The organism is Streptomyces sp. NPDC003379 (genome assembly GCF_053589195.1).
On record NZ_JBSFRK010000001.1, the window covers coordinates 187,537 to 214,131 of the forward strand.

At 73.6% G+C, this 26,595-nt stretch carries 22 protein-coding genes; 17 read left to right on the plus strand and 5 right to left on the minus strand.

Annotated features, from left to right (window positions below):
• Positions 1-15: 15 nt before the first annotated feature.
• The gene (locus ACWDVB_RS00790; protein ID WP_451513375.1) at positions 16-1,536 is read right to left on the minus strand and encodes a glycosyltransferase family 39 protein; all 1,521 of its coding nucleotides are present in this window, start codon (positions 1,534-1,536) and stop codon (positions 16-18) included.
• Between the two features lie 1,023 nt (positions 1,537-2,559).
• On the opposite strand from ACWDVB_RS00790, the gene ACWDVB_RS00795 reads away from it, so the two are divergent.
• The gene (locus ACWDVB_RS00795; protein ID WP_451513376.1) at positions 2,560-3,435 is read left to right on the plus strand and encodes a polysaccharide deacetylase family protein; all 876 of its coding nucleotides are present in this window, start codon (positions 2,560-2,562) and stop codon (positions 3,433-3,435) included.
• A 10-nt stretch (positions 3,436-3,445) separates the two neighbouring features.
• Positions 3,446-3,664 (plus strand): hypothetical protein, encoded by a 219-nt coding sequence (locus tag ACWDVB_RS00800; RefSeq protein WP_451513377.1) that lies wholly within the window; start codon positions 3,446-3,448, stop codon positions 3,662-3,664.
• 246 nt (positions 3,665-3,910) lie between these two features.
• On the opposite strand, the gene ACWDVB_RS00805 is transcribed toward ACWDVB_RS00800, so the two are convergent.
• Complete coding sequence (locus tag ACWDVB_RS00805) at positions 3,911-4,579, minus strand: ABC transporter (protein ID WP_451513378.1); 669 nt, start codon at positions 4,577-4,579, stop codon at positions 3,911-3,913.
• On the minus strand, positions 4,576-5,574 hold the full coding sequence (locus ACWDVB_RS00810) for an ABC transporter ATP-binding protein (RefSeq protein WP_451513379.1): 999 nt from the start codon (positions 5,572-5,574) through the stop codon (positions 4,576-4,578). The genes ACWDVB_RS00805 and ACWDVB_RS00810 overlap by 4 nt, the downstream gene beginning before the upstream one ends.
• 124 nt (positions 5,575-5,698) lie before the next feature.
• Between ACWDVB_RS00810 and ACWDVB_RS00815 the strand changes: the two genes are divergently transcribed.
• The 10 genes from ACWDVB_RS00815 to ACWDVB_RS00860 all read left to right on the plus strand — a co-directional run bounded on the left by ACWDVB_RS00815 (position 5,699) and on the right by ACWDVB_RS00860 (position 15,736).
• On the plus strand, positions 5,699-6,448 hold the full coding sequence (locus ACWDVB_RS00815) for a peptidyl-tRNA hydrolase (RefSeq protein WP_451513380.1): 750 nt from the start codon (positions 5,699-5,701) through the stop codon (positions 6,446-6,448).
• 390 nt (positions 6,449-6,838) lie between these two features.
• Positions 6,839-7,489 carry a TetR/AcrR family transcriptional regulator gene (locus ACWDVB_RS00820; protein WP_451513381.1) on the plus strand — a complete coding sequence of 217 codons (651 nt, stop codon included), beginning with the start codon at positions 6,839-6,841 and terminating at the stop codon, positions 7,487-7,489.
• 89 nt (positions 7,490-7,578) lie between these two features.
• Positions 7,579-8,004, plus strand: a complete 426-nt coding sequence (locus ACWDVB_RS00825) for a hypothetical protein (protein WP_451513382.1) — start codon at positions 7,579-7,581, stop codon at positions 8,002-8,004.
• Positions 8,001-8,765 carry a TIGR03086 family metal-binding protein gene (locus tag ACWDVB_RS00830; protein ID WP_451513383.1) on the plus strand — a complete coding sequence of 255 codons (765 nt, stop codon included), beginning with the start codon at positions 8,001-8,003 and terminating at the stop codon, positions 8,763-8,765. The genes ACWDVB_RS00825 and ACWDVB_RS00830 overlap by 4 nt, the downstream gene beginning before the upstream one ends.
• Positions 8,766-8,832: 67 nt before the next feature.
• Entirely contained in the window at positions 8,833-9,600 is a 768-nt protein-coding gene (locus ACWDVB_RS00835) for a DUF4142 domain-containing protein (RefSeq protein WP_451513384.1), read from the plus strand.
• Positions 9,601-9,728: 128 nt separating this feature from the next.
• Complete coding sequence (locus ACWDVB_RS00840; protein WP_451513385.1) at positions 9,729-11,054, plus strand: DUF692 domain-containing protein; 1,326 nt, start codon at positions 9,729-9,731, stop codon at positions 11,052-11,054.
• Positions 11,055-11,058: 4 nt separating this feature from the next.
• A complete protein-coding gene (locus ACWDVB_RS00845; protein WP_451513386.1) occupies positions 11,059-12,243 on the plus strand; it encodes a TIGR04222 domain-containing membrane protein in 1,185 nt (394 codons plus the stop codon).
• A 119-nt stretch (positions 12,244-12,362) separates the two neighbouring features.
• Positions 12,363-13,112, plus strand: a complete 750-nt coding sequence (locus tag ACWDVB_RS00850) for a DUF4142 domain-containing protein (protein WP_451513387.1) — start codon at positions 12,363-12,365, stop codon at positions 13,110-13,112.
• A 137-nt stretch (positions 13,113-13,249) separates the two neighbouring features.
• Entirely contained in the window at positions 13,250-14,026 is a 777-nt protein-coding gene (locus tag ACWDVB_RS00855; RefSeq protein ID WP_451513388.1) for a TIGR04222 domain-containing membrane protein, read from the plus strand.
• Positions 14,027-14,134: 108 nt separating this feature from the next.
• The gene (locus tag ACWDVB_RS00860) at positions 14,135-15,736 is read left to right on the plus strand and encodes an alpha/beta hydrolase (protein ID WP_451513389.1); all 1,602 of its coding nucleotides are present in this window, start codon (positions 14,135-14,137) and stop codon (positions 15,734-15,736) included.
• Positions 15,737-15,767: 31 nt separating this feature from the next.
• Here the strand turns inward: ACWDVB_RS00860 and hemQ are convergent, their stop codons facing one another.
• Positions 15,768-16,487 carry a hydrogen peroxide-dependent heme synthase gene (gene hemQ, locus ACWDVB_RS00865; protein WP_451513390.1) on the minus strand — a complete coding sequence of 240 codons (720 nt, stop codon included), beginning with the start codon at positions 16,485-16,487 and terminating at the stop codon, positions 15,768-15,770.
• Between the two features lie 4 nt (positions 16,488-16,491).
• Complete coding sequence (gene hemG / locus ACWDVB_RS00870) at positions 16,492-17,955, minus strand: protoporphyrinogen oxidase (RefSeq protein WP_451513391.1); 1,464 nt, start codon at positions 17,953-17,955, stop codon at positions 16,492-16,494.
• A 125-nt stretch (positions 17,956-18,080) separates the two neighbouring features.
• Here hemG and ACWDVB_RS00875 point away from each other — a divergent pair, with 125 nt between their 5' ends.
• The 5 genes from ACWDVB_RS00875 (at position 18,081) to ACWDVB_RS00895 (ending at position 26,479) form a co-directional block, all read left to right on the plus strand.
• The gene (locus ACWDVB_RS00875; protein WP_451513392.1) at positions 18,081-19,073 is read left to right on the plus strand and encodes a DUF4349 domain-containing protein; all 993 of its coding nucleotides are present in this window, start codon (positions 18,081-18,083) and stop codon (positions 19,071-19,073) included.
• A 19-nt stretch (positions 19,074-19,092) separates the two neighbouring features.
• Positions 19,093-20,484 (plus strand): FAD-dependent oxidoreductase, encoded by a 1,392-nt coding sequence (locus tag ACWDVB_RS00880; protein WP_451513393.1) that lies wholly within the window; start codon positions 19,093-19,095, stop codon positions 20,482-20,484.
• 560 nt (positions 20,485-21,044) lie between these two features.
• Complete coding sequence (locus tag ACWDVB_RS00885) at positions 21,045-23,204, plus strand: hypothetical protein (protein WP_451513394.1); 2,160 nt, start codon at positions 21,045-21,047, stop codon at positions 23,202-23,204.
• 285 nt (positions 23,205-23,489) lie between these two features.
• Positions 23,490-25,025, plus strand: a complete 1,536-nt coding sequence (gene pelF / locus ACWDVB_RS00890; protein ID WP_451513395.1) for a GT4 family glycosyltransferase PelF — start codon at positions 23,490-23,492, stop codon at positions 25,023-25,025.
• A complete protein-coding gene (locus ACWDVB_RS00895) occupies positions 25,022-26,479 on the plus strand; it encodes a hypothetical protein (RefSeq protein ID WP_451513396.1) in 1,458 nt (485 codons plus the stop codon). The genes pelF and ACWDVB_RS00895 overlap by 4 nt, the downstream gene beginning before the upstream one ends.
• Positions 26,480-26,595: the final 116 nt, after the last annotated feature.

The following is a 26,595-nucleotide window of genomic DNA, read 5'->3' on the forward strand; positions in this document are numbered from 1 at the left end:
CCACGTCGGCGATCGTCATCGTAGGGATCTTCGGGGTGCCGCGTCGACGCCCTGTTCATCGCATCGGCTGCCCCGGCGCTGGTACACCGCGACCCGGCGGCCCCGTTCGGTGGTTTCGGAGCAGCGGACGAAGTGCGTTCCCAGGACACGCCGTTTGGCCCGGTCGCGGGCTGTTGTGGCGGGTGGCGTGCCCGCGTCGCTGACGAGCACGATGCGATGCGCGAGGAGCATGGCGTCCGCTATCTGCTTCGGAGTGCCCTCCAGGCCCTTCAAGGTGCCGGACTCCAGCGGGCCGCGGGCCAGTGCCAGATCCCTGATGCCGGTGAATTCGGCGGGCGAGACGAGGGCGGTGTCGCGGCGCGCCGCGGGGATGTACAGCACCACGTCACCCGCTTCCCGGACCGCGGCGACGTTCTCGGCCGTGGACAGCACGTCGTCGACCCGGCTGGTCGCGCTGCGCAGTGACGACTGGAGGGGAAGCACTCCGAGAAAGGCGAGCGCCATGACGACGGCGATCGTCCGGCGGGGTGGTGTGCGCAGGCGGACCGCGAGGGCGTGGCACGCCGCGCCGATGAGCAGCGCGAGACCGAGGTGGGTGAACAGGACGTAGCGGGCGAGGTAGATGGGGCGGGCCATGGAGGCGACCAGCAGCAGGAGCGGAGGGAGGGCGAGCAGTGGCAGGGCCACCGCGGTCAGCGGGAGCCGAACCCCGCGAGGCGGGCGGTGGATGCCACGAGGCGGGTGATGGACGCCACGAGGTGAGTGACGGGGACTCTCCTTCGGCCGTGCGAGCCACGCGCAGAACACGCCCGCGAGCAGCGTCAGGAGGAGGCCGAGCAGTGTGCTCCGGGTGATCGGGGGGATCCAGGCGACCTGTTCCGACTGGGTCTTGCTCGCCATGATGAGGGGCAGCGTGCCGATCACGGCGGTGGTCGAGGCGACTCCCCAGCGCAGGACGGTCGCGCGGGGCGGGCGGGCGAGGGCGATCGTCACCGCGTGTGCGAAAAGCACCAGGAGCGAGAACCAGTTGAGCAGTGCGGCCATCAGTACGGTCACGCTGTACGCCGTCCAGCGCCCTGCGCCCGGACTGTCGACCGCCGCGACCAGCAGCCAGCAGGCCAGTGCCACGCAGGCGGTCACCAGAGCGTACGGACGTCCCTCCTGGGCGTATTGCTGGATCGCGGGGAGCAGGGCGAAGGCCAGGCCTGCGGCCAGCCCCGTGCACCGGTCGGCCAGTCGTGCGCCCAGGAGGCCGACCAGGGCGGCGGCGCCCGCCATGGCCAGGACGGAGGGCAGTCTCAGGACGACCAGGCTGTCCCCGAAAACGGCGAAAACGCCGTGCATGAAGAAGTAGTACAGACCGTGGACCGCGTCGACCCGGTCCAGCAGGTGCCAGATCTCGGGGACGGTCCTGTGGGCCACCTGCCAGGTCGCTGCCTCGTCGCGCCACATGCTGTGTTCGCGCGTGATGCCCCACAGGCCGAGAAGGACGGTGAGGGCTGCGGGCACGGCAGCCCCCCAGACCGTTTTGGGCATGCCAAATCCCCGCGTCGGCGTGAAGGAAGCGACCGGAGCGCCAGGCTGTCGCCGGACGATCCCGATCACGCGCAACACGCTAAGAGGCGGGCCTCTAAAGGTCGTCACCTGCGATGACGACCCTCAGGGGTCCGCCGCGAGGACTACAAGGCGCCCGGCGTCAGCCGTCGGACGTAGTCCTTCAGTCCTTCAGTCCTTCAGACAGGTCACGGACACGCGCTCGCGCACCCGCACGCCTACCGCATCACCGGCCCGGCCTGGGCCAGTGAGGTGTCCCCCGAGGCCGTCGGGGAGGGCTTCGGCCCAGAGTGGCACCCTCGGCACAGACGGGAGCGGCGAGACGGCCCCGGCGGCGTAGGCCGTCGGGGAGAGCCCCGGCCCAGAGGGGCAGCGGCGGGGCGACCTCAGCGCGGACGGGAGCGGCGGGGCGGGACGGCGAGGTGGGGAGCAGCGGGACGGCTCCGGCCTAGACGGGGAGCGGCGGAACAGGCCGACGCGGACGGTGAGCAGTGGGATGCCCACGGCCCAGACGGGTAGTGGCGGGACAGCCCTGGCGCAATCGGGAAGCGGCGGAACGGCGGAGCGGCCCCAGCGCAGACGGAGAGCCTCGGCACAGCTCCCGCGCAGACGGGCAGCGGCGAACAGGCCCGGCCCAGACAGGGAACGGCGGAACGGCCCCAGCGCAGACGGACAGCGGCGGCACAGGCCCGGCCAGGCAGAGAGCGGCGAGACGGCCCCAGCGCAGACGGAGAGCCTCGGCACAGCTCCCGCGCAGACGGGCAGCGGCGATCAGGCCCGGCTCAGACAGGGAGCGGCGGAACGGCCCCAGTGCAGACGGTAAGCGGCGGCACAGGCCCGGCAAGCCAGGAAGCGGCGAGACGGCCCCGGCGCAGACGGAGAGCCTCGGCACAGGTCCCGCGCAGACGGGGAGCGGTGGGATGGCTCCGGCCCAGATGGGTGGCTATGGGGCAGCCGTGCGAGGCGATAACCTATTTATCGCATTCGCACACATATCGTCACCTCGTGATCACTTTCGTACGGAGACGCGCCGCGCTCTGCGCTCTGGGCGCTCTGACCACCGTCCTCACCGGCTGCTCGTCCGGTGACACCAAGGCGCCCCCCGGCCACCCGGGGCGCCCCGCCCGGGCGGCGGCGAACGCCTCCGCCTCGCCGTCCGCCCCGCCCACGCTCGCGCCCGGCCCCTCCGGCCTCACCCCCGTGTTCACCAACGGGTCCCGCACGCACGGCCGTACCGTCGCGCTCACCTTCGACGCGGACATGACCGCGAACCAGGGGACGCGCGCGGCGGCCGGTGAGCGGTTCGACCATCCCGCGCTGGTCGCGACGTTGCGCCGGCTGCAGGTGCCCGCGACCTTCTTCATGACGGGGCGCTGGGCGGAGGAGTATCCGGACCAGGCCAGGGCCATCGGCGGTAACCCGCTCTTCGAGGTCGCCAACCACTCGTACAGCCACCACGCGTTCGCCCCTGGCTGTTACGGCCTGCCGACCATCCCCCAGGAGCGGATGCGGGCGGACATGGAGCGCGCCTTCGACGCCTTCCGCAAGGCGGGTGTCGAGCGACCCGCGCCGTACTTCCGCTTCCCCGGCGGCTGTTACGACCAACAGGCCCTGCGCGCGCTCGCGCCCGGCGGCGTCACCGCCGTGCAGTGGGACGTGGTCAGCGGCGACGCCTTCGCCACGGACGCCGAGGCGGTGGCCCGGCAGGTGCTCGACGGGGTGCGGCCGGGGTCGGTCGTCGTCATGCACTGCACGCGCAGCGCCGCCCCGACGACGGAGCGCGCTCTGCGGACGATCGTGCCGAAGCTGCGGGAGCGGGGGTTCCGGTTCGTGCGGGTGTCGGAGCAGATCGGCTCCGTGCGGGCGGCGGCGCGGGGCTAGGCTGGGCGGTATGGCGGATGACGACGACTATTGCGGGGTTACGGGTACGAGGGTGGAGCCGGCGGCTGCCTCAGCGCCGGCCGCCGGTGAAACGGGCCCGGCCGAGGGGACCTTCGCGGAGTGTGTGCTGTGCCAGGCACCCACCGAGTACGCGGAGTCCTACAGGGGCGTCACGCTCTGCCCTGTCTGTGAGTGGCTGGAGGCTCAGCGGGGGATGTGCGGGGGCTGAGGGTACGGTTCCGTCTGCCAACCCGTGTCCGAATCCACCGCCGAGCGGCGCTTCGCGGGGATCTCCCACCCGCCCGTTCACTCCGCATCACACGAGAAACGTAGCGCCCGCCGCGCGCCCGGGGCTGGCGCGCCCAGGTCGGAAACACAGACGGCAGGCAACGGCCCGGCGTGGACGGTGAGCGGTGGATGGTGGGCGGTGGATGGTGGGCGGTGGGCGGCAGGCCGGTGCGGGGGAGGCGGGGCGTCAGTCTCGGCGTGAGCTGAGTACGCACGCCGTCCACGTTGCCGTCGCCGCAGCCGCCAGCGCTACCGCCAGGGACCCGAGTGGATACGGTACGGCGCCCTCCCGTGAACCCGTGGTCAGGGCCGTCAGGGCCGACTGGGCGGGGGAGCCCGTGGTGACCAGGAGGAGCAGGGCGGCGAGCAGCATCGTGGGTACCGCCTTTCCCGTGGAGCGCAGCAGCGGCCAGTTGGTGAGTGCGCCGACCGCCGTGCCGAGCAACGCGCTGACCAGCATCGCGATCAGTCCGGCGGCGCCCGCGGGGACGCGGGGCACGGGTAGTCGTCCGTTCGTGCTCTCGCCCTCGCTGATGACCGTGACGACGAGCACGGCCAGCGCGCCGAGCGCGGACGCGGCGAGGAACGCGGCCAGCAGCGAGGCGAGATGCGCCCGCCCCGGCCCGGCCGCCGCGGCGGAACAACTGCGCGCCGCGGGAGGCTCGTTGCTCGTGCATATACGCACCAACCAGGCAGTGACGGGCAACAGCGCGGCGGCCGCGTAGGCGAGCGAGTCCAGGATGGGCTGCCCGCTCTGTACGCCGACGGCGAGGAAAACGGCGTACAGGATCACCGGAGCGAGCCACCGCTGCGAGCGCGCCAACAGGGCGACGTGATAGTGGAGCAGAGCGCTCATCGTCCGGCCGCCTGCCCTTCATCCTCAGACGTCGCGGCCGCTTCCGGTCGCGTCCGGGCGCCGCGCTCCACCGTCACCACATGCCAGGGTGGCCGCGCCGTCAGCAGTTCCCGGAGGATGAAGTCCGAGTGGCTTTCGGGTGCCGTCAGCCGCATGGCCCCCTCGGCGGCCCCGGCCCCGGCCCCGGCGTCGGCCCCGGCGTCGGTCGCGGCGTCGGTCACGGCGTCGGTCACGGCGTCGGTCACGGTGTCGGTCGCGATTACCGCCGCGGCGACCGGGCCCGGAAGCTTGACGCCTCGCGGACCCCGCGGACCCCGCGTCACTATGACGACCGTCGGCTCGCCCCTATCGCCGCGAGTCCCGCTGGGAGTACGCCCTTTCACTTCCGTATCGATCACCTCGTACGTCTCGTCCACCGCCCCCACCAGGCGGCGCGGGTCGTGGTCCACGAAGACGACCGCGCCACCCGCCGCCGTACGCTCGGCGACCGCGCGGTCGAGTTCGGTGCGGGCGGCGGCGTCCAGGCCGGTCCACGCCTCGTCGAGGACGAGCAGGTCGGGCGCGGCCAGCAACGCCTGAGCGACGGCGACCTTCTGGCTGCTGCCCTTGGACAGCTCCGAGAGGGGCGTGCGCGCGTACCCGCCGGCGCCGAAGCGCTCCAGCCACCGCTCGGCGCTCCGCCCCGCCGCGCCCCGCGCGAGGCCGTGGACGCGGGCCATGTGCGTGAGGTAGCCAATCGCCGTGAACGGCATGGCCGCGGGGAAGCGTTCGGGGACGAACGCCGTGCGAGGGCGCCCGGTGACCCGCCCCTCGGAGGGCGCGTCGATACCGGCGAGCAGCCTCAACAGGGTTGATTTGCCACTGCCGTTGGCGCCCTCCATTCGTATCAGGGCGCCCGCTCTCATGCCGAGGTCCACACCGCGCAGCACCCAGGGGCCGCGGACGCCGTAGCGTCTGCCCACCCCGCCCAGCCGCACCACGAGATCACGTTCCATACGGGCCATCCTCGCGCACGCGGCGCACAGCCGCCCACCGCCGCTCACGGCCGCCCACAGCCGCCCACAGCCGCCCACAGCAGCGCAGGGCCGCGCACGATCCTCGCCTGGCAGACTGACCCCCGTGAGCAGCGACAAGACGACCGACCCCGGCCCCGAACCCGAACCCGAACCCGAACCCGACCCGCAGAACGGCGCGAGCACCTCGCGCGACGAGGCCCCGCAGTTCGTACTGCCCCTCGTCGCCCGTATCGAACGCGCCGCTCCCCCGGCCCGCACGGACGCCCTGGAGACCGCGGCACGCGCCGTCCTGGTGATGCTGAGCGACGAGCGTTCCCTCGGCGACGGAGAGTGGGCGCGGGCCATGCGGGAGTGGCAGGACGCCCGCATCCGCAAGGTGGTCCGCCGAGCCCGCGGCGCCGAGTGGCGCAGGGCCGAGGCGCTGCCCGGCATCACGGTCACCGGCAAGTCGGCGGAGGTCCGCGTCTTCCCGCCCGTTCCGCTGGACGGCTGGCCCAAGGACCTGGCGCGGCTCCAGGTCTCGGGCACCGACCTGGACGACCCCGAGCCTCCGGCCGACGTCGACCGGACGCACCCCGTCCTGTGGATGAACCCCGACGTCGACATGTCGGCGGGCAAGGCGATGGCCCAGGCGGGCCACGGCGCCCAACTCGCCTGGTGGGAGCTGGGGGACGAGGACCGCGCGGCCTGGCGCGACGCCGGTTTCCCGCTCTCCGTCCGCACCCCGGACGCCGCCGCCTGGCGCGCGCTCACCACCAGGGGCCTCCCGGTGGTCCGCGACGCGGGCTTCACCGAGATCCGGCCGGGCACGGCCACGGTCGTCGCGGACCACCCGGCCCTGCACGGGCGGTGACGGCCGCCGCCGCCCGCGCTCACCCCGCTCGGCTTACAACCCCGTGTGCGGACGCACGTATGACGCCGTATGACGCCCGTACGCAGAGGAGGAGGGACACCCCGGTGCTCACCGCCCCCGAGGCTCCGGGCTCACGGCTGCGGCGGCACACCGGCCCGTGGGGCCAGGAAAGTGGCCGCTTCAAGGCTCTGCCCGGCGGCCACACATAGCGGCCGCACATATGCGCTGCCGGAACCTCGCAGAGAGCAATTCGTCATCCCGGCGCAGCGGATGTGGCAGCATCGCCAGGACGCCGCCAGCGAATAACGGTCAGTGGTGAAGTCGAGTGGAGGTCTCCCGCATGGTCACGCGCACGCGCAGGCGCAGGCGCACGAGCGCACAGGCCCGGCCGTGACCGGCGTCGGCTCCCGGCTCGACGGGCGGGTCCAGCGGGGGAACCAGACCCGGCGCCTCGTACTGCGCCGCACCGTCGACATCGCCTCCGTCGAAGGGCTGGAAGCGCTCTCCCTGGGCCGTATCGCCACCGAACTGAAGCTGAGCAAGAGCGGGGTCTTCGCGCTCTTCGGGTCCAAGGAAGAGCTCCAGCTGGCGACCGTCAGGGCCGCGGGGCGCATCTTCCTCGACGCGGTGGTGGAGCCGGCCCGGCAGGTCCCGCCCGGCATCGGGCGCGTGGAGCGGCTCTGCGCGGGCTGGCTGGAGTACTCGGAGCGCCGGGTCTTTCCCGGCGGCTGCTTCTTCTACGGGGCGATCGCCGAGTTCGACGCCCGCGAGGGCGCCGTGCACGACGCGCTGGTGCGCGCGAACCGTGACTGGACCGCGCAGGTGGAGGGCTGCCTCGCCGAGGCCCTCGACAGCGGCGGGCTGCGACCGGGCACGGACGTCCGCCAGCTCGCCTTCGAGTTCATCTCCGTCATGGAGACGGCCAACGCCCACTCGGTCCTGCACGGCGAGCCGGACGCGTACCACAGGGCGGACGTCGCCATCACGGCCCGGCTGCGCGCCGCGGCGACGGATCCGTCATGGGTGCCTCAACTCCGCTGACCCGGACTGCTTTTGTCGCTCGCCCGACCGAGGTGGCGCACTTCGGCAAATTGACAGCACGATCGTTCGTTTAGTTTTAGGCTCGCCCCATGCCTTCACCGATCCTGCGTACGAGATGGAAGAACGGCCCGCCCGCTCCGCGCCCCACGGGCCCCGTCCTGGTCAGCCTCACCGAGTTCACCGCACTCCACCACAGCCAGGCAGGCCCCATCGCCCTGGCGGGCCTGCGCCTGCGCCGCGGCTGGCCGCGCACGCCCGGGGCCGTCGGCATGTGGCTGTGGGCCGATCCGGTGCGCAAGCGTTCGGGGTCCGTCTCCTTCTGGGAGGACGAAGCCGCGCTGCGGGCGTTCGTCGGGCGCCCCGACCATCTGCGCATCGTGCGCGCCCACCAGGGGCGCGGCTCCATGCGCGCCACCTCCTGGCACGCCGACCGGTTCGACGCCGACAGCGCTTGGGCGACCGCGCTCACCATGCTCGCGGACCCGGCCCCTTTCAAGGAAGCAGGCGCGTCATGACCGACCTCCCCGACCTCGTCGTCCCCGAGCTAACCGTCCGCGACCTCGCCGTCCGCGATCTCGTCGCCCTCGACCGCATCGCCGTGCAGGAATCGCTCCGCGTTCTGGCCGCCGCCCGGGCCGTGGACGACTGGGAGCGGCCCACCCCGTGCGAGGGCTGGACGCTGCGCCGCCTCGTGACGCACATGACCGCCCAGCACCACGGCTTCGCGGCGGCGGCGCGCGGTGCGGGGGACGACCGGACGTACTGGATCGAGCACGACCTCGGCAGCGATCCGTTGACGCGTTACGAGGAGTCCGTGCGGCATGTCCTCGCCGCCTTCGCCGAGGATGAAGGGCAGGTGGTGGAGCGCGAGTTCGTCCTTCCCGAGCTGGGCCGTGCTTTCCCCGGGCGCGTCGCGGTCGGCTTCCACCTCCTCGACTACGCGGTGCACGCGTGGGACGTCGCGAGCACGCTCGGCGTCACCGTCGCGCTGCCCGGCGATGTCGTCGACGCCGCGCTCGCCGTCGCGCGTCGCGTGCCGACGGATACGGGGCGGCGCGGCCCCGGCGCGGCGTTCGCGCCGCCCGTCCCGGTGCCGCCGGGCGCCTCGCCCATGGACGAGACGCTGGCCCTCCTGGGACGCGTACCCACCAACGACGCATACGGCACCGCGTACGGCGATACACACGACAACGCATACGGCACCGCGTACGGCAATACACACGACAGTGCATACGACACCGCGTACGACAACACGTACGAGACCTCGCGCGGTTGAACGCCCCGCCCGTATCTTCCGTACTCCCCGGTATCACCGGCGGCACCGGAGCACCACGGGAGGCACCTTGCGGCGCGTCAACGGCACGGCTCTGATCATCGCGGCACTCGTCGCCACGCTGGGGGCGATCGCGTTCCCCGTGTGGTCGTACGCCGACCGCTCCGGCACCGGGCCCGCCAATCTGGCCGCCGGGTCCGTGGCCACGCAGTGGGGGCCGCTCTCGGCGGCCGACCGGGATCTGCTGGTCAAGGTCCGGCTCGCCGGGCTCTGGGAGATACCCGCCGGACAGCAGGCCGTGGAGCGCGCGCCGACCGAGGCCATCAAGGAGGCGGGCGACCACCTCATCGTCGGCCACACCGATCTCGACCAGCGTGTCCGCGTGGCCGCCGGGCGGCTCGGCGTGGAGCTGCCCAATCAGCCGAACGAGCAACAGCAGGGCTGGCTCAGGGAGTTGACGGAGGCGAGCGGTGAGACGTACCAGCGGAAGTTCGCGAATCTGCTGCGCGTCTCGCACGGCAAGGTCTTCAGCGTGATCGCCCAGGTGCGCGACACCACGCGCAACTCCCTGATCCGGCAGTTGGCCACGGACTCCAACCAGACCGTCCTCGACCACATCACCATGCTGGAGGCCACCGGGCTCGTCGACTTCGACGGCATCGCGAACGGCGCGGCGTCGACCGCGACCGCGAGCCCCGCCGGGCCTCCCCCGCCGTCCGGCGCCACGCCCGCCGAGCCCGTGCCCGCCGGGCCGAGCGGCGAGGTGTCCACCACGTCCCGCCCCTCGCCGCCACCGCCCGGCCGGATCAACACCGGGCGTCCGGAACCTCAAATGTAGCTCTGAACGTCTCACCCTCGGGGTTCGTCGGCCCCGCCCCGGTGCAAGACCTGGGGACGGGGGCCGGGGGGACCGGTCGGGGAACCGGGAGACCGGGAGACCGGGGGACAAGAGGGGGAGCGAGCGATATGCAGCGTCTGGGGACCGGTATCGGCTGGCGGCCGGAGATCGCGGACGCCGTGGAGGCGATGCCCGGCATCGACTGGGTCGAGGCCGTCGCGGAGAACGTCTGTCCGGGGCATCTGCCCGACTCCCTGCTGCGGCTGCGCGAGCGCGGCGTGACCGTCGTGCCGCACGGGGTCTCGCTGGGGCTGGGCGGCGCGGACCGCCCCGACGAGGGGCGTCTGACCGCGCTCGCCGAGCGGGCGCGGGCGCTGGGCTCGCCGCTGGTCACCGAGCACATCGCGTTCGTGCGGGCCGGCGGCGACCTCACCGCGACGCGGCCCCTCGAAGCGGGGCACCTGCTGCCGGTGCCCCGCACCCGGGACGCGCTCGCCGTGCTCTGCGAGAACGTCCGTATCGCGCAGGACGCGCTGCCCGTGCCGCTCGCCGTGGAGAACATCGCGGCGCTGATCTCCTGGCCGGGCGAGGAGATGACGGAGGGGCAGTTCCTGTACGAGCTGGTGGAGCGGACGGGCGTACGCCTGCTCATCGACGTCGCCAACCTCCACACGAACCACGTCAACCGCGGCGAGGACCCGGCGAAGGCCCTGGACGAACTGCCGGTCGAGGCCATCGCGTACGTCCATGTGGCGGGCGGCTTCGAGCGGGACGGCGTCTGGCACGACAGCCACGCGCACCCGGTGCCGGCCCCGGTCCTCGCGATCCTGTCCGACCTCGCCTCCCGGGTGGCCCCACCGGGCGTCCTCCTGGAACGGGACGAGAACTTCCCCGAACCGGCCGAACTGGAGCGCGAACTGAACGCGATACGGGCCACGGTGAACTCCTCGGGCCCCCTCCCCACCCCGCCCGGTACGAGCACACCCGCCGGCCTCCCCGTCGGGACTGCCGAGACTGCCGACGTCCCGCCCGCCTCCGACGCCGCCCGGCAGCGCACCGCGCTCGCACAGGTGGCCCTGCTGTCCGCGCTCGTCGCGGGGACTCCGGTGCCGGAGGGGTTCGACCACGCGCGGTTGAAGGTGCAGGGGAACGCGCTGGTCGCCAAGCGGGCCGATGTCGTCGCGAAGGTGGCGCCCGAGTTGCCGGGCATCCTCGGTGCGACGTACCGCGCCGCCTTCCTGGCCTACGCGCAGTCCCGGCCCATGACGGGCGGCTACCGTCACGACGCGCTGGGCTTCGCCGAGCATCTGCTGCTCGCCGGGCAGCCTGAGGACGCCGAGGCGCGGCGGCGGTTGAGCGACTGGTGGCTGGAGCGTTCGGGGCCCGCGCCGCGCTCCCGGCGGTCCGCCGCCAGGCTGCTGCACGCCACCCGCCGCGTCCTGCTGAGGCGGTGACGCCATGAGCATCGCCGGCATGATCTACACGGTCCTCGTCTCGCTCGCCGCCGTGGAGCTGATCCGGGGCGTGGCGGCGGCCCGCCGCACCCGGTCCCCGTACCAGGCCAGGCCCCCGCTGGACGCCGAGCACGGCGTGTTCGTGCGGGGCACGCTGGAGGCCGCGTTCCTCTCCGGCGGCCCCGCCCGCGCCGCCGACTCGCTGATCGCGGGGCTGCACGAGGACGGCCGCCTGGTCGTCGCCGGGCCCGGCGTCGTCGGCATCACGCGGCCGACGGCCAGGAACGCCGCCGAGCAGGCGGTCATCGACGCCCACACCGCCGCTCCCAGCGGCGCGCTGCACTGGCTGCGGGTGGCCGTGATGCGCAGCGGGCCGGTGCAGGAGACGGGCGAGGCACTCGCCGGCCGCGGCCTCTTGGTGCGGCCCGGAAGGCAGCGGAAGTGGCGGCGCTGGGCGGCGACGCAGCTTTTTCTGACCTTCGTCGGGTTCCCGGTGGCCGCCATGCTGACGATCGCCCAGTACGCGAACCCGGCGGACCCGGGAGAGTTCGACCAGGTCACGGATGGTGTCCTCCAACTGCTGCCCGCCGCCGCCTTCGGCATGGTGAGCAGCATCATCTGCCTGTCGGTCACCTCGAAACAGCTCACCGTCGCCGGGCGGTACGCCCTGCGCGAGTACGTCGCCTCGGCACGCCACCTCACGGGCGCGGCCCACCTGGTGGCGACCCGCGGCCTCGCGGCGGCCCACCCCGACCTGCGCGCCCAGCTGGTCGCCGCCGCCCGGATCCGGCCTGTCCGGTCGGTCCGGTCGGTCCGGTCGGTCCGGCCGGTGGTTTCCGGGAGCCCCTACCCGGCTCCATACCAGTACCAGTACCAGTACCAGTACCCGATCCTGCCGAACGCGGGCTCCGGAGCCGCGGTCTGGTGCGCGGCGAGCGCCGGATGCGGGAGCGGGGGCGGCGGTGGCTTCGCGTGCTCGGGCGGAGGGGGCGGCGGAGGCGGCGGCTCCGCCTGCTCCGGAGGCGGCTCGGCGTGTTCGAGCGGCGGAGGCGGCTCGGCCTGCTCCAGCGGCGGAGGCTCCTCCTGCTCAAGCAGCAGCGGCTCCTCCAGCTCAAGTGGCGGAGGCTCCTCCTGCTCCAGCAGCGGAGGCGGCGGGTCGAGTTGCAGCAGCTCGTCCTCCTCATCCTGAGGGTGCCCGGCACGGTCGGCGACTCGGCGCGGACGTACGGCGACTGACGTACACCCCGCCGTAACGCACCATCCCCCACCCGAGGCGCACTAACGTGCGGTGCCGCAACAGGAGGCACCATGCGATTCCCGACCGTCAACGGAACCGGCCTCGTCGTCGCGGGCCTCGTCGCGACCCTGGCCGCGCTGCTCTTCCCCCTCTGGTCCTACGAGGACCGCTCCGGGACCGGCCTCGACAGACTCGACGCGGAGACGGTGTCGACCGACTTCGGGCCGCTGTCCGCCCACGACCGGGACTTCATCGCCAAGGTCCGCCTGGCGGGCCTGTGGGAGCTGCCCGCCGGGCAGCAGGCCGAGGAGCGCGGGACCACGAAGGCGGTGCGGACCGCGGGCGAGCACCTCGTCGAGGGCCATACGTTCCTGGACGCGCGCGTACGAGAGGTCGCGACCCGGCTGAGCCTCGAACTGCCCAGCCGGCCGAGCGAGCAACAGCGCGAGTGGCTGGCCGAGTTGAGCGGCTCGCGCGGCGAGACGTACAACCAGAGGTTCGCGAACATCCTGCGCCTCGCGCACGGCAAGGTCTTCTCCGTGGTGGCGGAGGCCCGCGCGAACACCCGCAACTCGCTGGTGCGGGCGCTGGCCGACGACGCGAACACGACCGTCCTGGACCACATCACGGTCCTGGAGGAGACGGGCCTCGTCGACTTCGACGGCATCGCCCGGGACGCGGCGACCGCGGGCCCGCCGCCCCTGACCCGCTCCCCCGCACCGCCGGGCCCGACCGCGTCACCGGACCCTGCCGCGCCGGTCACCCCGTCACCGACGTTCCCGCTGCCGCCCGCCGCGTCCCGCCCGAGGCCGCAGCCATAGCCACAGCCGCAGCCGCAGCCGCAGCCGCAGCCGAGCGTCCGGCCGGGCGGCAAACGGAACGTTACCTACCCGTCACCGGGCGTCCGCATGGTGAATAAGCCGTGGCGCGCGGCAGCGCCTTCGCATAGAACACCGCCATGCTCTGGGTCCCTCTGTTCCTCCTCGCCTGGGCTGTGACCGGCCTCGCCTGCGGGCGGCTCTGCCTGGCCGCAAGCCGCGCCGCCACCCAGGAGACGGCCGCGCCGCGCGGACACGAACTCACCCTCTACGAAGCCGCGTTCCTCTCCGGCGGTCCCGCCCGCGTCGCCGACGTGACGCTCGTGGCGATGGCGCGGGCGCGGCGGCTGCTGATCGCGCACACCGGCTGGGCGACCGTGGTCGACCCGGTGGGCCGCGACGAGATGGAGCGTTCGGTGCTCGGCACGATCGGCCCGGCGGGCCAGTCGCGGATAGCGCCGATACGCCGGGGCGCGGCCACCGCCGACGCCGTGCGGGCGCTCGCGGACCGGCTCACCGCCGCGGGCCTCGCCGTCCCGGAGAGCGTCGGTTCGGGCTTCGCGGCCGCCGTGCGGCAGGTGCGGGCCGCGACGGTCGTGGTGCTCGCGCTCGGCGCCGCGGCGGTCCTGATGCCGGGACAGGAGCGCGGGACGGAGGGGCAGGTGCCGGTGGCGGTCTGGTTCGGGCTGCCGCTGCTCATGTGCGTGGGCTGTCTGGTGATCGCCCGCGTCGAGGTCCATCCGTACACGCGGTGGGCGTCCCCCGCCGGTCAGCGGCTTCTGGGCGGGCTGTCCGCGCGGGGCGACCACCTCACCGCCGTGGCCGTGCGCGGGGTCCGCGCGGTCGCAGACCCGGGTCTGCGGGAGGCCTTCTCCCACCGGGCCGGACGGCGGGAGGCCGCGCAAGGGGGGCATTGAGCCGACACCGGCAGTCGGTGCTTTACTTCTCCGAATATCACACGAATCATCCCTTTTGTTCGAAGATCGCTGGAACGCATGTCCGGACAAAAGAGGTAGAGAAGCGCGATGAGAGCAGCAGCCGCCCGCTATGGAACCGCCGGATCCCTGGTCCTGACCGCCCTCGTCGCCGCCCCCGCGGGAAGCGCGGGCGCCGCCCCGCCCTCCCCTGAGACGCACGGCACCGCCGTCGCCGCGCAGCGCGCCGAGGCCGCCGGGATCCGCTGGGGCACCTGTGCCAAGGCCGAGAGCCTGCCCCCTTCCGTCCGATGCGGCACGGTCTCCGTGCCCCTGGACTACGCCCGTCCCGACGGCCGGCAGATCAGACTGACCGTCAGCCGCGCCGAGGCGAAGCGGAAGGCCGCGGGCAGGGCCGTCGCGCGGCAGGGAGCGCTCGTCTTCAACCCCGGCGGGCCCGGCGCCTCCGGCATGTACTTCCCGCTGGCGGGCGTCATGCCGGAGTGGAAGCGCCTGGCGGCCGCGTACGACTTCGTCGGCTACGCCCCGCGCGGTGTCGGCCGCTCGGCGCCGCTGTCCTGCGAGGACCCGAAGAAGTTCGGCAGGGCGCCCACGCAGGCGCCGACCCACCCCGATGAGGCGTACAAGCGGGAGCGCGTCGCGCGGGCGAAGGCGTACGCGCAGGGGTGCGCCGCCCGCAACCCGGGCCTGCGGCACTACACGACGCTGAACAACGCACGCGACCTGGACGTGCTGCGGGCCGCGCTCGGCGAGAAGAAGCTGACGTTCCTGGGGGCCTCGTACGGCACCTACTTCGGGGCCGTGTACGCGACGCTCTTCCCGACGCACGTGCGCCGCATGGTCTTCGACTCGGCGGTCAACCCCGACCCGGCGCAGATCTGGTACCGCAACAACCTCGACCAGTCGCTGGCCTTCGAACGGCGCTGGGCGGACTTCCGCGCCTGGGTGGCCAAGCACGACAGGACGTACGGTTTGGGCGCCACGCCCGAGAAGGTCCTGGACAACTACGAGAAGGTCCGCGCCGAGCTGGCCCGCAAGCCCGCGGGCGGCAAGGTGGGCCCGGGTGAGCTCCAGGCCGCGTACCTCAAGACCGGGTACTACGACGACTTCTGGCCGAGGCGCGCCAAGGCGCTCTCCACGTATGTGAAGGGCGACCCGAAGCCGCTGATCGAGCAGGCCGGGCCCGAGCCGCGCGCGGCGGCCGAGGAGGAGAACGGCAACGCCGTCTACACGGCCGTCGAGTGCAACGACGCCTCCTGGCCGACGGACTTCGCCACCTGGGACCGCGACAACTCGCAGCTCGCGCGCGTGGCGCCCTTCGAGACCTGGGACAACGCCTGGATGAACCTGCCGTGCGCCTACTGGCCCGCGCCCCGGCAGCGGCCGGTCGACGTGCGCGCGGCCGGGGGCGAGCTGGCCCCGACGCTGATCCTGGCCGCCGAGCGCGACGCGGCGACCCCGTACGAGGGGGCGCTGGAGCTGCACCGCAGGCTGGAGGGTTCGGTCCTGGTCACCGAGCGGGGCGCGGGCACGCACGGCGTCGGCGGCGGCCCGAACCGGTGTATCAACGGTCACCTGGAGGCGTACCTCTTGGAGGGCCGGCTCCCGGTGCGGCACGCGGCGTGCGCGCCGCGCCAGGAGCCGCGGCCGCAGTCCGGCGAGCGGGCGGCGGCACGTCCCAGGGCGCTCTGAGTCCCGGAGCCCCGGAGGGGGCCAGGGGGAACTACGCCAGGCCCGCCACGAGCTCCGCCACGGACTTGCGGCGGCCGGTGTAGAACGGCACCTCTTCGCGTACGTGCATCCGGGCCTCGGAGGCGCGCAGGTGGCGCATCAGGTCGACGATGCGGTACAGCTCGTCGGCCTCGAAGGCGAGCAGCCACTCGTAGTCGCCGAGGGAGAACGAGGCGACGGTGTTGGCGCGCACGTCGGGGTAGCCGCGGGCCATCATGCCGTGGTCCTTGAGCATGCGGCGGCGGTCCTCGTCGGGCAGGAGGTACCAGTCGTAGGAGCGCACGAAGGGGTAGACGCTGATGTAGTTGCGCGGCGTCTCGTCGGCCAGGAAGGCCGGGATGTGCGACTTGTTGAACTCGGCGGGGCGGTGCAGCGCCATGTTCGACCAGACCGGCTCCAGGGCGCGGCCCAGCTTGGTGCGGCGGAAGAGGTTGTAGGCCTCCTGCAGCTCGTCGGCGGTCTCGGCGTGCCACCAGATCATGACGTCGGCGTCGGCGCGCAGGCCGGAGACGTCGTAGGTGCCGCGGACCGTGACGTCCTTGGCGGCGAGCTGGTCGAACAGCTCCTGGACCTCGTCGGCGTAGCCGGCGCGGTTCTCGGGGAGCACGTCACGCAGCTTGAAGACGGACCACAGCGTGTAGCGGATGACCTCGTTGAGGTCCTTGGCCTTCTTGCCGGCGTTGGGGGTCTTGGCGGGGGCGTCGTCACTCATGCGGCTATTCTCCTCCGCCGCCGTGCGGACTCTGCACCGGGTGGCGGGTGAGCTGCTCCACACCGGCGCGATCCCCGGCCAGCTGGTCGACGGCCGCGTTGGCGCTCGCCACGCACGCGGGGATGCCCACGCCGTCGTACGCCGCTCCGCAGACCGCGAGGCCCGGCAGGGCGGCGACGTGCGCGCGGACGCGGGCCACGCGCGCGTGGTGCCCGACGGGGTACTGCGGGAGGCCGTCGTTCCAGCGGGTGACGCGGGAGGCGACGGGGGTGGCGGCGAGGCCGGTGGCCTCGCGCAGGTCGTGCCGGGAGACGGCGACGAGGTCGGCGTCGTCGCGGCCCAGGTCCGCGACGTCCCCGAACCGTCCGACGGAGGTGCGCAGGACCAGCAGCTCCGGGTCCTGGCGGTCGATCCAGCCCCACTTGCGGCTCGCGAAGGTGCACGCCTTGATGGTGTGCCCGTCGACGGGCGGGACGAGGAAACCGCTGCCCTCGGGGAGGTCGGTCTCGGCGCGCTTGTAGGCGAGGGTGATCAGCGCCATGGAGGCGTACTCGACGGTGCGCAGTTCGGCGGCGGCCGCGGGCGACTCGGCGTCCAGGAGCTTCGCGGCGGCGGGCGCGGGCAGGGCGAGGACGACGGCGTCGGCTTCGTGGACGCCGCTTCCGGTGACCACGCGCCAGCCGTCGCCGGTGCGGCGCAGCTCCGTGACCGGCGTGTCGGTGAGGATCCGGGCGCCACGCGCGCGTAGCGACTCGGCGACGGCGAGCGGCAGTTGGCCGATGCCGCCGTCGATGCCCATGAAGACGGGCCCGGTCTGCTGATTCCTCGCGGCGCGGGCCTGGATGTCGCGGACACCGTCCGTGAGGAAGGTGTGCGTGCGGGCGGCCTCGAAGAGCTGCGGGACGGCCGAGCGCATCGAGATGCGGTACGCGTCCCCGGCGTACACCCCGCCGAGCAGCGGTTCCACGAGGCGGTCGACGACCTCGCGGCCCAGACGCGCGGCGACGTACTCGCCGACCGCGACGTCGTCGCCGATCTCGGTGGGCGGCAGCTCGCGGTCCCGCCCGATGCGGCGCAGGCCCTCGTCGGAGAGGACCCCGGAGAGGGCGGAGGCGTCGCCGGGCACGCCCATGACGTGGCCCTTGGGCATGGGGCGCAGGGCGCCCCGGGTCCAGATCGCGGCGGTCGCCGTGGCGGGCGGCTGGAGCCGGTCGGCGAGGCCCACCTCGCGGGCGAGGGCGACGGCCTCGGGGCGGCGGGCGAGCATCGACTCGGCGCCGAGGTCGACGCGGACCCCGGCGATCTCGTCGGCGAGCAGCTTGCCGCCGAGCCGGCCGGAGGCCTCCAGGACGGTGACGCGGGTCGTCGGACCGGTGGCGAGCAGCCGGTGCGCGGCGGCGAGTCCGGCGATCCCGCCTCCGATGACGACGGCGTGACCGCTACCCGTACGTGTGTCCGTTTCGCGCATGCCTCCACTCTCTCAGACCGCCGAGTCCCGACCGTGACCGCATCGGGACCGGTCGGCAACCACCGTCGTGCCCCGCCCCGGCGTCGTAGGAGCATCACTGGCCACGTCCCTCGGGGGGTACGTCGATGCACAAGTCCAGCAGGCCCGACCACCGCAGGTCCCGGCACCGCACGGCCCACGCCCTCTCGGGGCTGCTCCTGGCGGTGGCGCTCACGCTCACCGGGTGCAGCGCGGGCAGCGACACCGACAGCAGCGGCGGGGACGGCAAGGGGGTGAGCGCGGCCGACCGCCCCGCCGCCCAGGAGGGGGCCAAGGACGCCGCCGGCGCACAGTCCGGCAAGTCCGGCGCGCGCAAGCCTCCGAAGCCGACCGACACCCACATCATCCGCACCGCGACGCTCACCGTCCGGGTCAAGGACGTGCCCAAGGCGCTGGAGGAGGCCCGCGCGGCGGCCGATGACGCGGGCGGCATCGTGGGGAACGAGAGCACCTCGCGCGACGGCGAGGGCCGTGAGCGCTCCCGCGTCGTGCTGCGCGTCCCGCAGGCCGCGTACGAGGATGTCCTCACCGCCCTCGAAGGGACCGGCAGGCTGGTCGACCGCGACGCCAAGGCGCGGGACGTCACCGACGAGGTCGTGGACGTCGAGAGCCGCGTCAAGTCCCAGCGGGCGAGCGTGGCGCGCGTGCGGGAGCTGATGGACGAGGCCACGAAGCTGAGCGACGTGGTCGCCCTGGAAGGGGAGTTGAGCGCCCGTCAGGCCGACCTGGAGTCGCTGCTCGCACAGCGGGCCTCGCTGAAGGACCGTACGACCATGGCGACGATCACGCTGTCGCTCACCGAGCGGCGCCCGGAGAAGGCGGCCGCCGAGGACGACGACCCGACGCTCGGGGACGCGCTCACGGGCGGCTGGGACGCGTTCGTCACGGTGCTGCGCTGGATCGGGATCGCGCTGGCGGCGGTCCTGCCGTTCGCGGCGGTGGCCGCGCTGCTGCTCCTGCTGTGGCAGCGGTCTCTGCGCCCCCGCCTGACGCGGTGCGGTGGGCACCCTGAAGGAAGCGGCGCGCCCGGCGACAACGAATCCGCGGGGACGTCCCCCGCTCCGCCGACGCGGGGCTGACGCGCCGTAGCGTGTCCGTATGAGCAGCACACGAGAGCGACTGGTGGTCATCGGAGGCGACGCGGCAGGGATGTCGGCGGCGTCGCAGGCACGCAGGCTCAAGGGCCCGGACGAGCTGGAGATCGTCGCGTTCGAGCGCGGCGGCTTCAGCTCGTACTCGGCGTGCGGCATCCCCTACTGGGTGGGCGGCGCCGTCGACGAGCGGGACGATCTGATCGCGCGTACGCCCGAGAAGCACCGGGAGCGCGCGATCGACCTGCGGATGCGCACCGAGGCGCGCCGGATCGACGTGGCGGGCCGGCGCGTGCTCGCCCGCGACCTCGAAACGGACGAGGAGTACTGGACGGCGTACGACAAGCTCGTCATCGCCACCGGCGCCCGGCCCCTGCGCCCGCCGCTGCCCGGCATCGACGCCCCCGGCGTGCACGGCGTGCAGACCCTCGGCGACGGCCAGGCCCTGATCGACACCCTGACCCGCACCGAGGGCCGCCGCGCCGTGGTCATCGGCGCGGGCTACATCGGCGTCGAGATGGCGGAGGCGCTGATCAAGCGCGGCTACGCCGTGACGGTCGTCAACCGCGGGAAGGAGCCGATGTCGACGCTCGACCCGGACATGGGCCGCCTCGTGCACGACGCGATGACCGGCCTCGGCATCGAGATGGTCAACGACGCCGAGGTCACCAAGATCCTCACGGGCGACGGCGGGCGGGTGAGGGCGGTGGCCACGGAGGACGCCGAGTACCCGGCGGACGTGGTGATCCTCGGTCTCGGCGTACGCCCCGAGACCGGGCTCGCCCGCGAAGCGGGGCTGCCGCTGGGCGAGCACGGCGGCCTGCTGACCGACCTCGCGATGCGGGTGCGCGGGCACGAGGACATCTGGGCGGGCGGGGACTGCGTGGAGGTCCTGGACCTGATGTCGGGACGCGAGCGGCACATCGCGCTGGGCACGCACGCGAACAAGCACGGGCAGGTCATCGGCGCGAACGTGGGCGGGGGTTACGCGACGTTCCCCGGTGTGGTCGGCACGGCGGTCAGCAAGGTGTGCGACCTGGAGATCGCCCGTACGGGCCTGCGCGAGAAGGACGCGCTGGCGGCCGGGCTGCGGTACGTGGCGGTGACCATCGAGTCGACGAGCCGGGCCGGTTACTACCCGGGCGCGGCCCTGATGACGGTGAAGATGCTGGCCGAGCGGCGCACGGGCAGGCTCCTCGGCGTGCAGATCGTCGGGCGCGAGGGCGCGGGCAAGCGGGTCGACGTGGCGGCGGTCGCGCTGACGGCGGGGATGACGGTGGAACAGATGACGGCGCTCGACCTCGGGTACGCGCCGCCGTTCTCGCCGGTGTGGGACCCGGTTCTGGTGGCGGCGCGCAAGGCGGTGGCGGCGGTACGGGCGGACACGGCCCCCAACTGAAGCGGCACCGCCCGAAGCAACTGCGCATGATGCGCAAGTACTAATTCGGGAGAACAAGCAAGAGCGCCCCTCCCGCGCCCCCGAACACGCCCTGTTTTGCGCCCCCTCCGCCGACGCAGAACGCGCTTACAGCGCAGGTCAGCACGCGCTTGCTGCGGAGAAGCGACCGCCCGGCGCTCTCCCCCCGTTGGCTGATTCCGGGCGGTTCGGGGCGTACTTGTTTCGCACGCCGTGGGAGCCCGCCCACGAACGGCACATGCATCCACCACCCATCGCCCGCGCGGGAACCGGCGACCCCTCTGAGCGGCCACGGCCTCCCCGGAAGCTCCGCTTCCGGGGAGCCTCATGCTTCCCTCGGCTGCTCGCGCACCCCTAGGGGTCCGCCATCTCTTTTCCGCCAAGGTTTCACAGGATCAGCACAGATCCCGCAGGTGGGCCGCACTATGTGACCCGTCAGAGCGGCGCGGACACACACTGCGACAGGTGACCGCGCCGTTGGGGGGCGGGCCGTGGGGTGGAGACACCCCCGCGGCCCGACCGTGGAGGGGACCACACACCGCATGAATCACACCGCGCGAGCGTCGGCTCTCGGCGCCGGCGCTCTGCTTCTCGCGCTCTCGCTGCCCGGCGCTCCGGCCTCGGCCGCCGAGCCGCCCCGCATCGACCTGCGCGTCCTGGTGGTGACCGACGGAGGCCCCGCCACCGCCGCGATCACCGCCGAACTCGACGGCCAGGGCACGCCGTACACCACCGTCGACCTGCGCCGGAGCGGGCGCCCCGTCATCGACAGGGCGTTCCTCGCGGACACCGTGAACGGCAGGGCACGGGCCAAGTTCCAAGCGGTCGTCCTGCCGAACGACAACCCGTTCGGGGCCGGTTCGGCGGAGCCGGCCGCCCTGGCGTCGTACGAGCAGACGTACGCGATCCCACAGGTGGACGCGTACACCTACGCCCGCCCCGAAGCAGGCCTGAAAGCACCGGAGTACAGCGGCTCCCTCGACGGTGTGCGGGCCCAGGTGACACCGGCGGGCAAGGGCGGCCCGTTCGGCTACCTGGCGGGCCAGGTGCCCTTCGAGGACAACTCATCAACGATCGGCGAGAGTTACGGCTTCCTGGCCGAACCGGCGCCGGGCGCGGACTTCACCAGCTACGTGGACGCGCCGATCCCCGGCGGTTCCGGCCGGGGATCGCTCGTGGGCGAGTACCGGCACGACGGGCGGCGCGAGCTGGTGGTGACGTTCGTCTACAACGAGCACCAGCGGCAGTTCCGCCTCCTGGCCCGGGGCATCGTGGACTGGCTGACGCAGGGCGTCCACCTGGGCTCGTCCCGCAACTACTTCGGCGTGCACGTCGACGACGTGTTCGGCGCCGACGACCGCTGGGACACCGAGCTCAACTGCACGCCGGGCGACGTGGACTGCCCGCCGGGCCAGGGCACGCCCGACCCGATCCGGATGACGCCGGACGACGCGGCGTACGCCGCCGAGTGGTCCAGGAGCCGCGAGTTCCCGCTCGACATGGCCTTCAACGGCGGCGGCAGCGAGCTCCACCGCGAGGAGAACGGCGGCGCGGACCCCCTCGCCGACCGGCTCATCGCCGACCGCGCCGACCACCGCTGGATCAACCACACCTACAACCACCCCTTCCTCGGCTGCGTCCAGGACGTCGGCGCCGTGCCGTGGAAGTGCGCGCGGAACGCGGACGGCAGCACGCGCTACGTCTCGCGGGCCGACATCTCCCAGCAGATCTCCGACAACCGCGCCTGGGGACAACGGGCGGGGCTCCCGCTCACCAACGGCGAGTTGGTGACGGGCGAACACTCGGGCCTGAAGGTGCTGCCCCAGCAGCCGGACGACAACCCCAACCTGAGCGGCGCCCTGCGGGACAACGGCGTGACCTGGCTGGGCTCGGACAACTCCCGGGACAGGGCCCAGCGCCAGGTGGGCGCCGCGCTGACCGTGCCGCGCTTCCCGATGAACGTCTTCTACAACGCGGGCCGCGCCGACGAGCAGGTCGACGAGTACAACTGGATCTACACCCGCGAGGCCGACGGCGGCAGCGGCGTCTGCGAGAACTCCCCGGTCGCCACCTGCCTGGAGCAGCCCCTCGACCTCACGACCGGCTACCAGGACCACATCGTGCCCGTCGAGTCGACGATCGCCCTCGGACACGTCCTGGCGAACGACCCGCGACCGCACTTCATCCACCAGTCGAACCTCGCCGAGGACCGCATCGCGTACCCCGTCCTGAACCGCGTCCTCGACTCGTACGACGCGCTGTTCGCGGACAACACGCCGGTCGTCAACCTGCGGATGTCCGACATCGGCGGCGAGCTGCGCTCCCGCGCGGCCTGGGACACGGCCGTCAAGGCGGGCCGCGTCACCGCCTACCGCGTCGGCGACACCGTCACGGTCCAGACCCCCTCCGGCGTCACCGCCCGAGCCACGATGCCGACCGGCACGGTGCAGCAACAACTGCTCGGCACGACCCCGTTCGGCACGGCATACGCGGGCAGGACCTCAGGCGGCGCCTCCCCATCGGTCCTCCAGGACCGCATCACACTGACCCTGCCCACGGCACCACCGACCGCCACAACGGCCCCCGCCCGAGCCGAACGCCAGAAGGCCACCAAGAAGCTCCCGCTCCCCTCAGGCGTGACGCAATACGTGAGGCCGGGCACATCCGGCGAACCACCACGCCGCCTGCCGACAGACGGCTGACCCCCGGCGTCTCCCGAGACGGAGACCACCCACCGAGGGAAAGCCGCGATGGCACCCGAGGGGACACGGCGGTATGTCCGCCCGGAGCACAGTGGTGCGGCGCCGGGCGCCGAAGCCAACGGGCGCCCGCGCCGAGATGGCGAGGACGGACATACCGCCGGGGCCCCGCCCCACAACGCACGAGGCGCCCCCGCCGGCCGGCGACCCGCAGCCCCCACTGCCACCGCCACCGCCACCGGACCGGCCGCCCCCTCACGCTCACATCCACACCCGCGGAGCCCCACGATGCCCGACTCGCCCTCACCGGTACCGATACCGGCACCCCTGACCGCACGCCCGCCACGCCCGGCGCGAACCCGCGTGACCCTCCTGACCGAAGGCACCTACCCGCACAGCCACGGCGGCGTCAGCGTCTGGTGCGACCAGCTCGTCCGCGGCATGCCCGACATCGACTTCGGCGTCCTCGCCGTCACCGGCACCGGCCGCGAACCCCTCGCCTGGGACCTCCCGGCACACGTCGACGAGCCCGTCTGTCTGCCGATGTGGGGCCCGACCCCGCCCGGCCACACCCCGCGAGGCCGCCGAGCGCGCCAACTGCACAGCTCCTACGAGAAGTTCCTCACCGCCCTCCTCGACCCGACCGCCGAGGACGGCTTCGCGCCCGCCCTGCACGACCTGGCCCGGCACGCCCGCGACGGCACACTCACCCCGGCCCTGCGCACCGACCGCGCGGTGCGGGTCCTGGCGTCCGTGTGGAACACCCCGGGGCTCGCGGCGGCCGAGGCACGGCCGACGCTGCACGACGCCGTCACCGCCACCGGCCTGCTCGAACACGCACTGCGCCCGCTCGCGGCCCGCCCTCCCGAACACGGTGTGGCGCACGCGGTGAGCGGCGGCATCGCGGCGATGCCGGGCCTGATAGCCCAGCAACTCCACGGCGTACCACTGCTCCTGACCGAGCACGGCGTGTATCTGCGCGAGCGCTACCTCGGCTACCGCACAGGACCGTACAGCTGGCCGGTGAAGGCCCTGCTGCTCGGCTTCTTCCGGCTGCTCGCCGAGGAGACGTACCGCAGGGCCGCCCTGATCACCCCGGGCAACCGCTACAACCGCCTCTGGGAGGAGCGCGGCGGCGCCGACCCGGCCCTCATCCGCACCGTCTACAACGGCGTGGACCCCGAGGCGTTCCCGCCCGCCGGGCCCGAGCCGCGGAACCCCACCCTGAGCTGGGCGGGCCGCGTCGACCCGATCAAGGACCTGGAGACGCTGATCCGCGCCTTCGCGCAGGTCAGACGGGAGATACCGGAGGCGAGGCTACGCCTGTTCGGCGGCACACCGCGCGGCGGCGAGGCCTACCGCGAGCGGTGCGAGGCACTGGCCGCCGAGCTGGGACAGGGCGACGCGGTGGTCTTCGAGGGCCGCGTCGAACACATCAAGGACGCCTACGCGGCGGGCAGCGTCGTCATGCTCTCCAGCATCAGCGAGGGCTTCCCGTTCACGCTGATCGAGGCGATGTCGTGCGGCCGGGCCACGGTCTCCACGGACGTCGGCGGGGTGCGGGAGGCCGTGGGACCCACCGGCCTCGTGGTGCCGCCGCGCGCGCCGGACGCCATGGCGCGGGCCGCGCTCGAACTGCTCCGTGACCCGCCGCGCAGGGCGGCGATGGGCGAGGCGGCCCGCCTGCGAGTGATCGAACAGTTCACGCTCCGCCAGACGGTGGACGCCTTCCGCGCGATATACGGGGAGCTGTCGGCCCACCAACGCGCCTGTACCCGCACCGAGTTGCCGCACCACGAGGCCCCCACCGAGGTGGCCGGATGAGCGGCCCTCTCCCCCTGCGCCCCCACACCCACACCCGCCCCCGCCAGGGCCACCGTGAGGACCACCGTGAACACCGCCACACGGACGACACCCTCACCCTGCGCCTGGCCCGCCCGCCCCGCACCACCACGGACGGCGGCGGCAACCCCGCCAGGCCGCGTACCCGGGGCGCGCTGCGGCCGGCCCGGGCCGACGACCCCGTGGACCACCTCGCGGCCGAGCTCGCCGAGGAGGCCGGGGCGGCCGTACACCCCTACGAGGTCGCCGCGCTCCTGGAGTCGCAGGGTCTGACGGGCGACCGGATCCAGGAGAGGTACGGGCACCCCGATCTGTTCTCGCTCGCCGAAGCCGTCTTCCGGCGGGTGCCGCGCAGCCACCCGAGGCCGCCCGCGCCGCCCGACCCCTGGCGGCCCGACCATCTGCGCTGCGCCCTGCGCGGCCTCCTCTTCGCGCTTCCCGGCACGGCGTATCTGCTGACGGAGGGCGTCTGGTCGGCGACGGCCGGGCTGCACGGCCTGATCGCCGCGGCCCTGGTGTCCTGGGCCTGGTCACAGGCGCTGAGCCACCGGGCGTACGTACGGCTCGCCGCCGGGCGGCACGAGGCCGGGCGCACGCTGCTGGCGGGCGCCCCGCTCGGCATCGCGGCCGCATCCGGCACAGGGCTGCTCGTCGCGGGGCCCGGGGCCGCCGCGCTGTTCGCCGCGGGGCAGTCCTGCTATCTGGCGGCGGCCGGGGTGCTGCTGGTCCTCGGCCGCGAGAAGCTCCTCGCCGCGGCGCTGCTCCCGGTCGCCGCGGGTGCCGCCGCGCTGCCGTGGTGGCAGCCGCCGGGACCGCTGACGACCGGACTGCCGCTGCTCACCGTGGTGTTGGCGACGGCGGCCGCCGGGTACGCGCTGCGCTCGGCGCTGCGGGCCGCCCCGGCGCCGGGGCCCGCGCCGCGCCTCGCGCACTCAGTCCCGTACGGCTTGTTCGGTCTGGCGGCGGGCGTGCTCACGGCGGTGGCGGGACACCAAGAGCCCTACTCCGTCATCGTGTTGACGCTGAGCATGGGTCCCGCGGAGTGGCTGCTGCACCGCTACCGCGGGCTCGCCGTGGCGGCCCTGCACGCGTCGGCCACGCCCCGGGGATTCCGGCTCCGCGCCGCCCGCGCGCTGGCCGTGTGCGGCGCGGCCTATCTCGCCCCGCTCGCCCTGGGCGCCGTCCTGGTCGGCGCGCGCCTCGCCCCGCTCCTGCTGCTGGGCGCCGTGCTCTGGCTCGCGCTGCTCCTCCAGGCGTTCGGCACGGCATGGCCGTCCGCCGTGCCCTGCCTGGCCGCCGCGGCCACCGCCACGGCGCTCCCCCTCACCGGCACCCTGGCCGCGCCGGCCGCACAGCTCATCGGCTGTGCGGCCGCCGCACTCGCGCTGCTCGCCGTCGCCGTCCACCAGCTGGGTAAACCGACGGCACACGCCTGAGCCGCCCCCACCGGCACCGCCGCGCGGCCTCACCACCACACCCGCACCGCCGCGCACCGCCCCCCTCACCCCTCACCCCTCACCCCTCACCCATCCCCGATCGTCCATCACCAGGA